This window comes from Brevibacillus borstelensis, assembly GCF_036700025.1.
GTDB classification, from domain to species: domain Bacteria; phylum Bacillota; class Bacilli; order Brevibacillales; family Brevibacillaceae; genus Brevibacillus; species Brevibacillus borstelensis.
This window is the reverse complement of record NZ_CP144922.1, coordinates 981,725-996,416: the sequence shown is the minus strand read 5'-3', so window position 1 is coordinate 996,416 and position 14,692 is coordinate 981,725. Positions and strand designations below refer to the sequence as shown.

The following is a 14,692-nucleotide window of genomic DNA, read 5'->3' as shown; positions in this document are numbered from 1 at the left end:
TAGGACAGGAAAAGTCTAGCGTCAAGGGTTGATTTATAAACTTTTCCACCCTTGTTTGAAAGGTTGAAGAAAGGCTTCGTTGCTATTGCTCTACCTGGATCGGAACTTCCCATTTTACATCATGCTGTTTGATTTTCTCATCATACGTGATCGTGAACTCTTTCACGTCTTTATTTTTCGTCCTGATCTTAATCTGGGCATTCAGCTTCCTTGTTCCGTCCTCTGCGATGGTTATTTGGGGACTGAGTAAAAGAGCGTTGGACTCTCCCTTCTCGTCTGTTGCCATCCAGCTTTTCCCAACACCCACAACATCCTTTGCCAAAGTGCCTTCCATATCAATGATGTAAATGGTATCATCCCCACGCTCTTGCTTTTTGACGGGTGTAAACGTAAACGTATTTCCTTCCTCTGTGACCGTCACTGGCTTTTTATCCAGTTCAGCAATCGAAAGCTTCGCACGAAAATCAGCTTTTTCTGCTGTATAGACAGCATCCAGTTTCATTGTTACTTTTTTTGTGTGATCAATCGGAGCGAAGGAATGAACCCAGACGTTTTTATAGGGCAAACGTCCTGCATTATACATTCCACCTCGACTTAAACCCGGTATGACATTGCTGCTCAGCTCTTCACCGGGATAAATCACATGCAAGTCGTCCCAAGAAGCCAAAACCGTTCCCTGCTCATCAATCAGGCTGTACCGGACACCTTTGTCCCGGCCGGTCCCCTCGCTGACGGCAAACTGCAGCTGAGCCGCGCTTGGGCTAAAACGAGCTTCCTTCAGATCGATCCATTCTCCTTGCGGTGTCGTGAGCTTCTGCTGGACGGAGACCGTTTTTGTCGCTGCTTTTGCCGGTCGCAGATCAATCGGGATATCAAAGTTCCAGCTCCCTTTCGTCTCTCCCAATTGCTTTACCCGTACTTCGAGTATCGCTTCGTCCGGCAGCCTGCTCCGATCGTCAAATAGCTCTGCAAAATCACGTCCGATTACAAAATTCTCACCGTTTGGCAGAGGCATCCATCGAAATGAATCTGGAAGCTTTGAATTAGGCGGGTTCAAGACACGCCCATTTTTGTCTTTTAACTGGATGACTCGATACTCTTCCACATTTTCACTGGAAATTCTGCTGAACTGGTCCTGCCAGAAGGTATCCAGCTTTTTCCCCTCCTTGTCGGCAAGCGAACCCAGAACCATGATTCGAGCAGAATCGGCCAACACTGCCTTCATTTCCATGGTCAGGCCCTGATCCGTCACTTTCAGGTTAAGGGGCTTTACATATCCCTTCTCGGCAGCTACGAGAGCTCCTTTATCTGTCTGCTCTTCTGAATACAAGCTGACAACGCTCTCGGTATCGGTATACGGCCCTTTCAGCGGATTTGCTGCATAGAACAGTCCATTCACATACGAAGCGAAAGTCGGTGACACAAGTGTTCCCAAAGCCACAACCACAGCCAGTCCTGCTACAGCCATCGTCGTTTTTTTCATCAAAGCAACACTCCGTTTTTTCCAGTCTATTTTCTGGGCTCGGTGTCTATCGATCCGTCTCAACACATTCAGGGGATGAGGCGGGACCTTTTCCATGACTTGCTGAATGACTGCATCGGTGTGCCATTTTTCCTGCTCCCCAAGCGTACCCGACTCGTCCAAATACTGCTCGAACAGCCGTTGACAAGCCGAGCAGGTGAGCAGATGATTTTGTACGTTTTGTCTATCCCGCAAAGAAAGTGAGTCTTCCAGATAAGCATCCAGCATGTCTTTGTCCAGGCATGTCATAGATAGCAGTCCCCTCCTTTGCCTCTTCTCGTCAGCGCTTCCTTCAGTTTTGTCTTCCCTCTGGACAAACGCGTACGAACCGTGCTGATCGGAACACCCAGCTTTTTACTGATTTCTTCATAACTCATGTACTGGAGATACCGCATTTCCAGGACGACACGATGCTTCGAATCCAAAGCCTTTATCCGATCCTGCAAATAAGAGTTTTGCTCTTTGACAAGGTACTCCGCTTCGGGCGTATGACTGGTGGCCAGCTCCACTTCTGTGTTCGTAACCATTATCGACCGTTTTCGGCTTCGCAGTTCATCGAAACAATGATTGGTCGCGATCCTGTACAGCCATGCGCCAAATTCGTAGCTTTTGTTGTAGTCGCCCAGATGGTAGTACACCTTGATAAATATTTCTTGAGCGATGTCTTGCTCATGGGGCGGCTGCCCTAACATCTTGCGGATCAGAAGCGTGATTCGCCTATTATATTTTTGTATGATCTGAGCAAAGGCCTCTTTGTTGCCTCGGAGGACCTCGTCCACGATCATCTTGTCGTCCTGCATCTGTTCTCCTCCCATTCAAAAAGGTCGCTGCGCAGCGGTCGCCTTTTTGCTGTACATGTATATACGACGGAAAATGGAGGAAAAAAATCGCATTTTTTTCTTTCCTGACACAAAAAAGCTGCCGGGATGATCCCGGACAGCCTTTACATTCTACTCTTTTTGATCTTACAGATTTTGCAATGGCGGAATGCTATCTTCGGCGCCTGCATGTTTCCCGTAAATCCCCATATCCAACTGTTTCGTAACCTTGCTTGTAAGCAATCCTGCTGTCATGCTCCCGCTTACGTTGACGGCTGTCCGTGCCATATCAATCAGCGGCTCGATTGAGATAAGCAGCCCGACCAGTGCCACTGGCAGGTTCATCGTGGAGAGGACAATAAGCGCCGAAAACGTTGCTCCGCCGCCTACCCCTGCAACACCAAAGGAACTGATGGCCACGACAGCGATCAAGGTCAAAATAAAGGTTGGGCTCGTCGGGTCGATCCCAGCCGCAGGTGCGACCATGACTGCCAGCATGGCCGGATAAATTCCGGCGCATCCATTTTGCCCGATCGAAATTCCGAATGATCCTGCAAAATTGGCGATTCCCTCGGGGACGCCCAATTCTTTGTGCTGTGTTTGGACATTTAGCGGCAGGGTGCCTGCACTGGAACGCGAGGTAAAGGCAAAGGTCAGGACAGGGATCGCTTTCTTTACGTAGGTCAAAGGATTTAAGCCAGAGAGCGCAATAAGCAGCAGGTGAACACCAAACATAATGAGCAGAGCGACATACGAAGCCAGCACAAATTTGCCAAGCCGCCAAATGGCATTCAGATCACTCGTCGCCGCTATTTTTGTCATTAAGGCAAGCACGCCGTATGGAGTCAGTCGCAGAATCAATGTCACGACTCTCATGATGATCGTGTAAAGGGCGTCGGTCATCTTCGCAAACATGTCGGCCTGGTCCGGTTTTTTCCGCTTCACTCCCAGATAAGCCATGCCCAAGAAGGCGGAGAAGATCACGACCGCAATCGTCGATGTCGGACGCGCTCCCGTCAGATCCAGAAACGGGTTGCCGGGGAGGAGCTCTACCAGTTTTTGCGGTGCGGACATGTTCTCAAGATTCCCCAATGTTTTTTCGATTTTCTCCAACTGGGCGACCTCTTTCGCTCCCTGATCCAGCTGCAAGGACTGCAAATCGGCCGCAAGCGATGCCCCTATGCCGATTGCCGCAGCAATCGCAGTCGTGCCAACCAGTAACCCGATGATCAAGCCCCCGATTTTGCCGATATTGTGCGACAGCGTCGCTTTCGTGAATGCGGACAGGATCGAAATGAACACGAGCGGCATGACAACCATCTGCAGCAATTTGATATAGCCATTCCCCGCGATGTTGAACCAATCGACGGACAGCTTGATCACTTCAGACCCTGATCCGTAGACAAATTGCAGCAAGAGGCCAAACAGTATTCCCAGGCCCAATGCGGCAAACACCCGCTTGGTAAAAGAGGCGAACCTCTTTTGCATGGAATACAGGATGAATAGAATGATCAGCATGCCCAGGATGTTCAGAAGCACCTGTACAGTCATGAGGACTCCCTCTTTTCATGGTTTATTGGACCCATTTGTGAACGGCACTGGCCATTCTCTGCAAGCCCTCTTCCAGGACAGACCGTGGACAAGCGATATTCACTCTCGTAAACCCTTCTCCTCCCTTCCCAAATTTGTAGCCCTCGTCCAATGCCACCTTGGCCTGCTTTCGAAAGAACTGTTCGAGTGTCTTCGCATCCATTCCCAATTCGCGGCAATCGAGCCATACCAGATAGGTTCCTTCCGGCTGGATCACTTTGATGGGCTTTATATGGGCTTCAATAAAGTCTGTCAGAAAAGCCAGATTGTCTCCTACATACGCGAGGCATTGGTCCAGCCATTCATCACCGTGTCGGTAGGCCGTTTCGGCAGGCCAAATGTGTTGGACAGACTCAGATGAAGCATATCCAATGCTTTCGTAAACATCGCCCGTTTCTGTTGATCCGGAATGATGATGTTGGACATTTGCAGACCTGCCATATTAAATGTTTTGCTTGGTGCTGTGCATGTAATCGACCCAAGCGCAAACTGCTCCGAAATGCTGGCAAACGGCGTATGGCGATGTCCATTGTGGATCAGATCGAAGTGAGCCTCATCGGATACTACAAGAATGTCATGCTCGGCACATATTTGGCCCAAGCGTTCAAGCTCCGCTTTTGTCCACACTCTCCCGACCGGGTTGTGCGGGTTGCAAAGAATGATCATCTTTACCTTTGGATCGATTTTGCCGATAAGCTCGTCGTAATCCATTTCATACCGGCCATTGTTCAGCATCAGCGGATTTAGCACCAGCTCCCGGTTATTTTTTTGCACAATACCGGGAAAGGGATGGTACACCGGCGGCTGAATGATCACTTTGTCTTCCGGCTCCGTAAAGGTTTGGACAATGATGCTCAATGCTGTTAAAATGCCTGAACTGCAGCGTATCCATTCTTTTTTGATCTCCCAATGATGCCGGCGTTTCACCCAGCCGGCAAACGACTCAAAATAGCTGTCGGACCTCGCTGTATAGCCAAAAATCCCATGCTCCGCCCTGCTGATCAGACGTTCAATGACGGGCAGAGGGCAGCGAAAATCCATGTCGGCTATCCACATGGGCAGGATATCTTTGTCACCGAACAGCTTTTCCGTTCTGTCCCACTTGATCGAATCAGTGTGAAATCGGTTGTGGACTTGATCGAAATCGTAGTGCATGTACCTAACCTCCCCATGATGGCGCTTTCATTTTATTGTTGCGCTGCCTGAAAAAAAGCAGGCAGCCATTCCCTTTCGGCAACCGTCTATTTTCATCGGCCAGAGCCACTGTGATACAGACCTGCCAAACAGGCGAATACAGACTTCTCGATCCCGAGTGGCAGCATCGTGCTCATAAACCTACCTGGTCCATGTCCATGTTCGATTAGGTTCTCCTTGTCTCTCGCCTTACGATGGGAAGCCCTTGTTTCACCCATTCGTCAAAGCCGCCGATCAAGTTCCGAACATTTTTGAAGCCGTGTGCCTGCAAAAGGCTCACCCCGATGGCGGATCTTCTCCCTGATTTGCATTGGACCAGGATCGGTTTGTCACGGGGCAATTCCTGAATGCTTGCCGGCAAGTATCCAAGCATGATGTGTTTCGCTTCGGGAATACAGCCATCAGCATGCTCTTTTGCATAACGGACATCTAGAACGTATATCTGTCCCGTTTGTACTTGCTCCCCTACCTCCTCTGGCGTTACCTCCTCGTATTTGGCGAACTTCGAGTCATCATGGAGCTCGAACACATCCAGATCCATCGTGGAAGCGACCTGGTCCAATCCGATTGACTGCAAAGCCTTTCGAATATCTGGAACGGACTGCTTGTCGGCCAACAGGTAGATGGGCCGATCATAGTCGAGCAGCCAGCCAGCCCACGTGACGAATGATTGGTCATAAGGAATATTGATGACTCCCGGCAAATGCCTTTGGGCGAACATGCTTGCCGGACGGGTATCGACAACCATGCCTTGCTGCACCCATGCCTCTACTGCGTCTAATGAAGCCTCTGCTTGCAACGGAGCTGCTATCTCTTGCACCAGTTGTGGGCCCATTTTATTGAGCTGCTTCATCATCGCAAAATAGGTTGGCGGCTCGGGCTGCCCCGCCAGCAATTCCTGGATAAAATCATTTTCATGCTCATGCTGCAACGCCCAATTCGTCCGTTTCTCATAGCCGACCGTGGACGATTGGACGGCCCCGATCGCCTTGCCGCACGCGCTGCCCGCCCCATGCCCGGGCCAGACTTGCAGATAGTCAGGGAGTTTTTTGAATCGCGCCAGCGAGTGAAACATTTTCCGTGCCATCTCCTCAGCGGAGCCGCTTACCTTTGCCGCTTTTTCCAAAAGGTCTGGACGCCCCACGTCACCGACAAACACGAAGTCCCCTGTGAAAATCCCGATCGGTTCGTTTGCCGAAGAACCGCCATCTATCAAAAGCAGCGATATGTGTTCGGGGGTGTGTCCCGGCGTATGGAGCACCTCGAACGTGAGATTGCCAATCTGGAAGGTGTCGCCGTCCTTTAGCAAGCAATGCTTGTATTCGCTTGCGTATTGGTAGCGCCAATCCGCCCCTCCTGCATCGGACAAGTACAAGGCAGCTCCGAATCTCGAAGCGATTTCCCGTGCGCCGGAAAGAAAGTCGGCATGAATGTGTGTTTCCGTCACGCCAACGATCTTCACCCCGTTTGCTTTTGCAGCTTTGGCATATGTTTCGATATCGCGGGCAGGATCAATGACGATGGCCTCGCCGGAAGCCTGGCATCCCACCAGATAAGATGCCTGGGCCAATTTGTCATCATAGAAATACTTGAGCAGCATAAGTCAGCCTCCATCCATCTTTTCATTAATTTTTGTCCGATCTGACAAGAGATCGGTAAGCAAAGCGTTTGTGCGGAATGGTTTGGTTTTACATCATCCCTTTGAGCATGCCCTTCCAGTACATCACGGGAAGCAAATCCTTTTTCAGCCAATACATACTGAGCCTTTCACGGGATTGATCAAAGGGAAACGACTCTTGGGGATTGAGCTCATAATCGAATTCCGCCAATATCAATTTTCCATAGCCGGTCACGAGCGGGCATGAGGTATATCCGTTGTATTTGTCGCAAACAGGCTTTCCGCTGATCATGGCCAGCAGGTTTTGCACGACGATCGGCCCCTGCTTGCGGATCGCGGCGCCCGTTTTTGATGTCGGCAAATTGGTGCAGTCCCCCACCCCGAAAACATTCCCAAACCGTTTATGCTGCAGTGTGTATTTATCCACATCGAGCCAACCGTCGCCTGCCGCAAGCGGACTTTTTTTGATAAAATCGGGGGCGCTCATCGGCGGCACGACATGAATCATGTCATAGGGCATGATCACACGCTCGTTGGTATCCATGTTCACAAAGACCGCTTGTTTTTTATCACCGATAATTTCAACGAGATTATGCTTGAACCGTGTCTCGATTTGTTTTCTTTCAATCACCTTCTGCAAAGCATCCGCATACTTTTTCACGGCGAATATGCTCGCTCCGCCGGAGACAAAACGGATGGATGCCCGGGAGCGTACGCCTGATTTGCGAAAGTAATCATCCGCCAAATACATGATTTTCTGAGGAGCCCCGCCGCATTTTACGGGAGTATTGGGGTTGGTAAAAATCGCCGTGCCGCCCGTAAAGCTGCGAATATTGTCCCATGTGCTCTCGACGTAATCATAAGAGTAATTGCTGCAAACCCCGTGTTTGCCAATACTCTCCTTCAGCCCTTTTACCTTCTCCCAATCAATCTGGATGCCCGCTGAAACGACCAGATAGTCGTAGCGGATTTTGTCTCCGGACGCGGTTACGACGGTGTTTTCGTTCGGCAAAAATTCAGTAACGGCATCTTGCACCCATTTCGCGCCATTCGGGATCAGCGATGCTTCCTCGCGCTCGGTAACCTCCTTGCGAACGACACCGGCACCGGCAAGCGTCCACAATGGCTGATAGTAATGCTTCGTCGAGAAGTCTACGATGGCAATCTTTCCGAACAAATCACGCGACTTGCGCAGAAGACGTGCTGCAACCGAGATGCCTGCGCTGCCTCCGCCTACAATCACGATTTTGTAGTGAGCAACTGACATTTCCATCCACCCCATCCCCATGTAAAGTCACAAATTCAAGGCCTCTGCATTGAAAAACAGCATGTAAATGGCAACTGCGGCCCGCCAAACATTGACCTGCTCACCAGCAGCACTCGCCTCCTCTTGCTTTTTCTTTGGCATAGACATTCGGACAGCCATGCTCATCATCGAGATGGAAAATAAAAACAATAATTGGTTTTCAGGTATCAATGTACCGGCAAACGATCCGAAATATGCTCCTATTGCACCAAGAATGGCAAAAATCACCGCTGTTTTCCATCGGACATGACCGGCCCTGGCGTGCGGAATGAAATTGGAGCAACGACATGATTGCGAGAATCACGTGAATCGATGTCTGCTCAACCTTCTCCTTCTGACAACATCGGCCTTTTGGACAACACCCGTCCTTTTGATAACTCCCTCCTTCCCGACTCGCTTGCCCTCCCTTCAGACATACTTGACCATGAGTAATAGCAAGCATCGTGCCAATTCGATTTTTCCCGTCAAATCGTCATTTTTCGCTTGTCGCTTTTATGCGCAATTGTCAGCTTTGAAAGAGTAATTAACGGAATATTCAGTCACAATCTGAGTTTGAAGCCTCTTGCAACACTGACAACGGTTTGGCATTGTTGGCAAAAGGCAGGCAGAGATTCGGGAAGCTACGCAAAAAAGCCACCCTTTCAGGTGACCTTGCAAATCTTATACCTCGCCTCTCCCAAAACGGGAACGGGCTCTACCACGCCGGTTCGGCAATTTCCTGTATACACTCCGCTACATCATTTTTTGGACTTCCGACAATATGGGAGACAGGGTAGGCTCGCATCTGCGCCGCATCGTAAGGAGTGAGAAGCGACCTCAGCAATTCAGAGTCGCATGTATCGCGATCCAGCCAAATTGCTTCCTCCTCAGGTCCCTTTAAAATAACGGGCATGCGGTCATGGATGCCTGCGACAACCTCGTTGGCACTGGTCGTAATGATTGCACAGGTATGAAGCTTCACCCCATCTGCATTTGTCCAGGTATCAAAGAGACCGGCAAAAGCAAACGGTTCCTCATTTTTCATCATAATGCGCATGGACTGCTTGCCTTTTTGCGTTTGCCTCCATTCATAAAAGCCGTCAGCCGGAATGAGACATCGCTTGCGGACAAAGAGCTTTCGGAAAGCCGGCCTCTCGGTTAAAGTCTCGGCCCGCGCATTGATCATTTTATAACTGTTCCTGTCGTCTTGAGCCCATGACGGAACAAGCCCCCAGCGCAATTGTCCGAGTCTTTGGCGCCCTCCGTCAGCTAGAATGGCCGGAATTGGCTGGCCGGGGGCGATGTTGTACCGCGGCTTTAGGTCGAACAGGATTTCCTGCAGTTGAAACCGGCTCATCAGCTTCTCCGGGTCGGTGACAAGCGTAAAGCGCCCGCACATAGGCAATTCCCTCCTGCCACCAGCATTCCTCATTCCCAACAAAAATACCCCCTCCCCGAAGCACGGGAGCGATTAGACGTGTCATCCCCTCTCCTACTCTCCGGTACATAACAAAAAAGCCCCCGAAGGCGCTTTTTCTTCATAATCCCGCTATTCTTTTGCCCCATTTCTCTCTAATAACTCTGTGAGCTTTGCGTCGTTTATTTCCCTTGAGATTTTTAACGGCGAGTCTCCATAAAAATCTTTGATATTGGGATCGGCTTTGTTCATTAGCAAGTACTCCGCTACCTCATGCTTTTTCCCGATGACAGCATGTAAAAGCGCCGTTCTTCCATCATTGTCTGTAACATCGGGATTCATATTATTCTGGATGAACGGCTTTACCTCGTCCACATTGCCGTTTTGTGCAGCACGGATGAACTCATTTGGGTTGAAGGTTTCATCGTAATTGTCATTGTAATTCTTCGTTTGCCCGAGGTGAAAAACAGCGGAAAGCTGAAATAAACCGATTCCAACAAGCACAGTGAATAGGGCAAAAATCAAATATCGTTTATTCATATCGCACCTCATTCTTTATAGACAACCCCTATGAACGTATATGGCAGCAGCAAGCCTAACTCTTTGCATCCTGTTTACGTAACAGAGTCATTTCAACGGAAGGCTGCTTTGCTTATTCCTTTCTGGAACGACAAGCACTTTGGAAGGCCACTCGCCAACTGCCACTTGTTGCTTCTGTTTAAGCTCCTCAGTATCAAACACCGATAGGGTCCCCTGTGTCATATTCGAGACAAGGAGGTTTGAACCATCCAAAGCGATAGAGGAAGGCGTTGGGGATTGCAGCTTTGCTTTCAGCTCCATTTTTTTCAGGTCATAGACTGAGATCGTGTCCCCCGTCATGTCCAGGTCCGTAAAATGATTAACGAAGGCTATGTCTCCCTTTCGCACAATGGATTGAGGAAAGGTTTCTTCCAAAGTGATCTCCTGCAAGACAGAACCTGTTTTCGGATTCAGCACCTTCAGTTTGCTCGTATAGGATTCCGGACGTTTCACCCACTTCGGTTTAGGTCCTTTGGCGAACCCGGCATAGACAGCTATATAGTGATCCTGAAATGGAACAACGCCATTGGGCGGAAGTTCTTCCGGAATATCGTTCATGGTTATGATTTGGTACTTGCCCGTCTCGGCTTTGCCAATTTGGACCTTTTTTGCATACTGCCCATAATTATGCGCCCCGCCTGAGTTCACGTACATCGTTATGCCGTTTTCTGCCGGGATCATAGAGCGCACGGCCCCAGGTACGGTTAGCGTCTCGATGAGAGAAAAAGAGTCGAGATCGACAAGCATGAAATGAAAACCCACATTTCGGGATTCCACGGATGAAGCAATATACGCGATTCGATCGTGAATAAAAAGCTTTTGCGGAATGTAGGGCAGGGTCAATGTTTCGTACGAAAGGTCGTATAGATTCACGGCGTACAGGTCTTTTCTGGGCTCCTCAATTCCTGGATCAATCAGATACAGCGTTTGCCCATCGATCTGTGCATCGATCAGGAATTTGCCGATTTTCTTCTCCTTTACTACTTTGTAGTCTTTATCCAAAGTAACAACATTGGATTTTCCTGCTTGTTTGATGACTGCCAGATGCGGTGTTTTATTTTGCAAAGGCATTTCATCCGTATTCTGGCAGCCTGCTATGAACAGGATGGATACGAGCAGAAACAGCATGTATTTTTTCAATTGGGAACTCCCTCCGATCATGCAGAAACGGACCGAGGCAAAATGGCTTCGGTCCATTATAGAACGCAACTACCTGAGCGAAGATTCTGGCGTGAAACGAACTGTATAAATCATCCAAAAAATTACTTAGCCGGACTGATCATCTAACGGATAATGCAACTTTTCATTTGACTATTCCGCAAATTCCACAAAAACCCTTTTCCGCGGGGACGAAAAATGAAACTGGAACTGGGATAAAATTAATTCAATGTAGTTAAACGTATCCGAAAAGAGTATAATTATGTAAATGGCAAGAAAAACCATTAGATGAGCCTTGTACGTTTCTATCAATCCAAAAGGAAGATGACATATGCGGTTGTCATCTTTTATCAAAGCAAGGATCAACTCAAGAAAGAGAGAACGATATGAAAAAAAACCTCTTGATCGTCATGAGCTTGCTCATCATGATGAGTGTACTGACAGGTTTCCAAGCGGTATCCACCAACCCGTTGCAACAGTCGGTGAAATCCAGCCTCGTCCCTGTTTCCAAAATGGCGCTTCCTTCGAAAACCATTATCGGGTTTGGGGAAGCTACACATGGCAACAAGCAATTTACGATGCTAAAGTTGGATATTTTCAAGCATCTCGTAGAAAAGCAAGGATATCGCGTATTCGCCATCGAAGGCGATTTTGGCGGAGGGCAAAAGGTCAACGAATACATACTGGGAGGCAGCGGAACTGCCCAAGATGCGGCAAAGGCAATCGGATTTACCATCTACAATACGCAAGAAATGGCAGCCCTTCTCTCCTGGATGCGCTCCTATAACGAGCATCGGGATGCAAAAGACAAAATTCATTTTTACGGGTTTGACATGCAGCGCTATGACCACAACAAAAACGGGCTGTTCTCCTACTTGAAAAAGGTGGACCCGCCACTTGCCTCCAAGTATGAGACGGCACTTGCGAATCTGAATGACAAGACAGTGTATGATCAAAAGAAAGCCACCGTACAAGACGGGCTCTCCCATATGAAAAGCCTGATGGAGCGTATGAAAGAAAATAAATCCGTTTATATCGCCAAAAGCTCCGAGCGAGAATATGAGCTGGCACTGGCCTTTGCCGAGGCGATCAAGCAAAACGCTACTCTTCGCGGAACCAATGCCAACTATAGCAATACCCGCGATTTCTATATGGCGGAAAAAGTGAAGTGGGTCTTGTCCTACGAAAAGAAATATTACGGTCGCGAAAAACTGTTCATCACCGGACATAATGGACACATTGAAAAAACCTCCACTACCGCAGGAACAGCCACTTGCATGGGGGCCCATCTCGCCAAAGCCTTTGGGGACCAGTATTACGCCATCGGCAGTGAATTTTACGAAAGCTCCTTTATTGCCAATGACGCCTTTACCAATGAGCGAAAGGAGTTTCATGTAAAAAATAGCGGCAACGATCGGCTGGCTGTACTGTTTGCACAGACAAACATGCAGGATGGATTCCTGGATTTTGCAAAGGCCAAAAATAATGAAAGTTTCACCGCCTACCTGAATAAAACGCAGCCCATCAGTGCCATCGGAGCAGTCTTTAGCGGATTGTATGAAAAAATGGAAAAGATGTATACGTTGCAGATGGTTCCGGCGAAAGCTTTTGATGCGCTGATTTTCGTGCGGACTGCTACTCCTTCGGTAATGTTAAAAGAGTAACGGAGCGGGAATTGTCGGGTTCCTTGCTGATCATACCGTAGTTTAAAGAAAGAGAATGCCTTTTTGCTGATGCAAAAAAGGCATTCTCTTTCCTAATTCTATCTGCTTTCCGTATAAATTTGAAAGGTCACGCCAAATTTGTCAGTTACATCGCCAAACCCTGGGCTAAAAGAGTTTTCTTCAAATGGTATATTCACTTGACCGCCTTGCTGCAGGGCTTCAAAAAATCGTTTTGATTTTTCCACGTCATTCGTTGAAAGGCAAATGGTTACCTGTTTGCCCTTGGGAATAGACGAACCGGTTGGAGCATCGGAAAACATGAGTTCCGTTTCACCCACACGCAGCTTTGCGTGTGCCACAAGATTCTTTACCTCATCCGTAAAAGTATCAGGCATTTCCGGCATATCACCGTAAGTAATGATGGTGAGGACTTCGGCACCTATCGCTTGTTCATAAAACTGAATCGCTTCCCTTGCGTTCCCTTCCAAATTTACATAAGGGGTAAGTTTTACTGTCATCCTAGATCAGCTCCTTTTTTTCCCATCATACCTTTTATCAAATGCGTTGATTTCTTTTCAATTGCTATCTTCAATAACCCAAACATTGTATTGGTTCTTCTGCTCATTTATCAGCCTCTCATTCAAACAAGCTGTGGTGCAAAAAATACTATTTGACAGGACACCAAATGGTGTCGTATTATCAAAACAGACACCATTTGGTGTCCGAATGACGATTTATTCATTTTGTAAAGTTTGAATCTGAATAAGTTTGACTTGAACCAATTAAAAGAAGAAAACCAATGAGCAAGCTTATTGGTACGGAAACAACTGCGAAAGTAGAAAACCAGTCAGAGGAAAAAAGATTGAAAAAAGTGCATGCTGACGAAATATCGCCTCGTGGACACTGCGTCCGAAGAGTTGCATACTGTAAGGAGGTGGTGAAATCAACGGCTGTCCCTTAGTACACCATAGATTTCTCCTACATAAAATCATATTTTTTGGAGCGGGTAGCTGTGAACGAGAACAACCAGCGGGATGTGTTTGACGCGATTGCAGATCCAACCAGGCGCCGATTGATTCGTCTGTTGGCAGAGGCAGAGGAGATGCCGCTTCATGAGTTAACCACGCATTTTGAAATGGGCCGTACAGCGGTATCCAAGCATTTGACAGTCCTGAAAGAGGCCGGACTGGTACTTGATCGAAAAGTCGGCAGAGAAACGCGATATAGGCTGAACGCCTCTCCACTCAGAGAAATTCAAGATTGGGTGGCTTTCTACAGCAAGTTCTGGAGTACGAATATATTGCGCTTGAGCCAACTATTAGAGGAGGAAGAAGAATGAGTTTAACCTTATCCCTGGATTTTCAGTACAAGACATGATGGAGAAGCTTTGGACCGCCTTGACCGATTCAAGCAAGCTTGCCAAGTGGGTGGTCAACATCCACACCGGTCAGGCAATGGAAAATGATTTTAAACCCGTCGTAGGACACCGTTTTCAGTTTCGTACGGAACCGAACGAATATTGGGATGGAATTGTTGAAGGCGAAGTGCTTATCGTGGACCCGCCACACCGATTGTCCTATACTTGGGGCAGCGGAGAGGAGAAGCATACGATCACCTGGACGCTGCAGGATGTAGGGGACGGAAAGGTTAACCTTCATCTCGAACAAACCGGATTCTCAAATGCCCAAGCACTGGGTGGAGCTAAGTATGGCTGGACCAAATGGTGCGGCGAGCTTGAAAAGGTGTTGGAACAATAAGCGCATTCAATATTTATGCATCAATGGCGACAGCCGTATCGAGGCGATAAACAGCAAAAAACGGAGCACGTAATCGCTCCGGTTTTTTGC

14 protein-coding genes and 1 pseudogene are annotated in these 14,692 nt (G+C 48.3%); 3 read left to right on the top strand and 12 right to left on the bottom strand.

The window, feature by feature from the left end; all coding sequences use genetic code 11:
* Positions 1-82: 82 nt before the first annotated feature.
* From V5G20_RS04680 to V5G20_RS04630, 11 genes are all read right to left on the bottom strand, one after another.
* Positions 83-1,771 (bottom strand): DUF4179 domain-containing protein, encoded by a 1,689-nt coding sequence (locus V5G20_RS04680; RefSeq protein ID WP_003390134.1) that lies wholly within the window; start codon positions 1,769-1,771, stop codon positions 83-85.
* Positions 1,768-2,322 carry an RNA polymerase sigma factor gene (locus V5G20_RS04675; protein WP_003390136.1) on the bottom strand — a complete coding sequence of 185 codons (555 nt, stop codon included), beginning with the start codon at positions 2,320-2,322 and terminating at the stop codon, positions 1,768-1,770. The genes V5G20_RS04680 and V5G20_RS04675 overlap by 4 nt, the downstream gene beginning before the upstream one ends.
* A gap of 165 nt (positions 2,323-2,487) precedes the next feature.
* Positions 2,488-3,891 (bottom strand): L-cystine transporter, encoded by a 1,404-nt coding sequence (locus V5G20_RS04670; protein WP_031933185.1) that lies wholly within the window; start codon positions 3,889-3,891, stop codon positions 2,488-2,490.
* Between the two features lie 22 nt (positions 3,892-3,913).
* The gene (locus tag V5G20_RS04665) at positions 3,914-4,195 is read right to left on the bottom strand and encodes an aminotransferase class I/II-fold pyridoxal phosphate-dependent enzyme (RefSeq protein WP_327934533.1); all 282 of its coding nucleotides are present in this window, start codon (positions 4,193-4,195) and stop codon (positions 3,914-3,916) included.
* Positions 4,196-4,203: 8 nt separating this feature from the next.
* Positions 4,204-5,085, bottom strand: a complete 882-nt coding sequence (locus tag V5G20_RS04660) for a PatB family C-S lyase (protein WP_338463187.1) — start codon at positions 5,083-5,085, stop codon at positions 4,204-4,206.
* Between the two features lie 205 nt (positions 5,086-5,290).
* On the bottom strand, positions 5,291-6,724 hold the full coding sequence (locus tag V5G20_RS04655; protein ID WP_031933187.1) for an MBL fold metallo-hydrolase: 1,434 nt from the start codon (positions 6,722-6,724) through the stop codon (positions 5,291-5,293).
* A gap of 88 nt (positions 6,725-6,812) precedes the next feature.
* The gene (locus V5G20_RS04650) at positions 6,813-8,015 is read right to left on the bottom strand and encodes an NAD(P)/FAD-dependent oxidoreductase (RefSeq protein ID WP_003390141.1); all 1,203 of its coding nucleotides are present in this window, start codon (positions 8,013-8,015) and stop codon (positions 6,813-6,815) included.
* Positions 8,016-8,036: 21 nt separating this feature from the next.
* The gene (locus V5G20_RS04645) at positions 8,037-8,276 is read right to left on the bottom strand and encodes a hypothetical protein (RefSeq protein WP_003390142.1); all 240 of its coding nucleotides are present in this window, start codon (positions 8,274-8,276) and stop codon (positions 8,037-8,039) included.
* Positions 8,277-8,742: 466 nt separating this feature from the next.
* A complete protein-coding gene (locus tag V5G20_RS04640; protein ID WP_243014880.1) occupies positions 8,743-9,426 on the bottom strand; it encodes an SOS response-associated peptidase in 684 nt (227 codons plus the stop codon).
* A gap of 150 nt (positions 9,427-9,576) precedes the next feature.
* Entirely contained in the window at positions 9,577-9,984 is a 408-nt protein-coding gene (locus V5G20_RS04635; protein WP_024984623.1) for an ankyrin repeat domain-containing protein, read from the bottom strand.
* Between the two features lie 87 nt (positions 9,985-10,071).
* Positions 10,072-11,163, bottom strand: a complete 1,092-nt coding sequence (locus V5G20_RS04630) for a YncE family protein (RefSeq protein WP_024984622.1) — start codon at positions 11,161-11,163, stop codon at positions 10,072-10,074.
* A gap of 404 nt (positions 11,164-11,567) precedes the next feature.
* Here V5G20_RS04630 and V5G20_RS04625 point away from each other — a divergent pair, with 404 nt between their 5' ends.
* Positions 11,568-12,845 carry an erythromycin esterase family protein gene (locus V5G20_RS04625; RefSeq protein ID WP_031933190.1) on the top strand — a complete coding sequence of 426 codons (1,278 nt, stop codon included), beginning with the start codon at positions 11,568-11,570 and terminating at the stop codon, positions 12,843-12,845.
* Between the two features lie 98 nt (positions 12,846-12,943).
* Here the strand turns inward: V5G20_RS04625 and V5G20_RS04620 are convergent, their stop codons facing one another.
* A complete protein-coding gene (locus V5G20_RS04620) occupies positions 12,944-13,363 on the bottom strand; it encodes a VOC family protein (protein WP_003390150.1) in 420 nt (139 codons plus the stop codon).
* Between the two features lie 494 nt (positions 13,364-13,857).
* Between V5G20_RS04620 and V5G20_RS04615 the strand changes: the two genes are divergently transcribed.
* Entirely contained in the window at positions 13,858-14,184 is a 327-nt protein-coding gene (locus tag V5G20_RS04615; RefSeq protein ID WP_024984620.1) for an ArsR/SmtB family transcription factor, read from the top strand.
* Positions 14,181-14,602: pseudogene (locus V5G20_RS04610) on the top strand (SRPBCC family protein). Before V5G20_RS04615 ends, V5G20_RS04610 begins: the two are co-directional and overlap by 4 nt.
* Positions 14,603-14,692: the final 90 nt, after the last annotated feature.

Excerpts from the sequence above, each read along its gene's own strand:
- V5G20_RS04640 (WP_243014880.1), bottom strand. The coding sequence starts at position 9,426 with ATGTGCGGGCGCTTTACGCTTGTCACCGACCCGGAGAAGCTGATGAGC.
- V5G20_RS04655 (WP_031933187.1), bottom strand. The coding sequence starts at position 6,724 with ATGCTGCTCAAGTATTTCTATGATGACAAATTGGCCCAGGCATCTTAT.
- V5G20_RS04675 (WP_003390136.1), bottom strand. The coding sequence starts at position 2,322 with ATGCAGGACGACAAGATGATCGTGGACGAGGTCCTCCGAGGCAACAAA.
- V5G20_RS04635 (WP_024984623.1), bottom strand. The coding sequence starts at position 9,984 with ATGAATAAACGATATTTGATTTTTGCCCTATTCACTGTGCTTGTTGGA.
- V5G20_RS04660 (WP_338463187.1), bottom strand. The coding sequence starts at position 5,085 with ATGCACTACGATTTCGATCAAGTCCACAACCGATTTCACACTGATTCG.
- V5G20_RS04680 (WP_003390134.1), bottom strand. The coding sequence starts at position 1,771 with ATGACATGCCTGGACAAAGACATGCTGGATGCTTATCTGGAAGACTCA.
- V5G20_RS04670 (WP_031933185.1), bottom strand. The coding sequence starts at position 3,891 with ATGACTGTACAGGTGCTTCTGAACATCCTGGGCATGCTGATCATTCTA.
- V5G20_RS04625 (WP_031933190.1), top strand. The coding sequence starts at position 11,568 with ATGAAAAAAAACCTCTTGATCGTCATGAGCTTGCTCATCATGATGAGT.
- V5G20_RS04620 (WP_003390150.1), bottom strand. The coding sequence starts at position 13,363 with ATGACAGTAAAACTTACCCCTTATGTAAATTTGGAAGGGAACGCAAGG.
- V5G20_RS04650 (WP_003390141.1), bottom strand. The coding sequence starts at position 8,015 with ATGGAAATGTCAGTTGCTCACTACAAAATCGTGATTGTAGGCGGAGGC.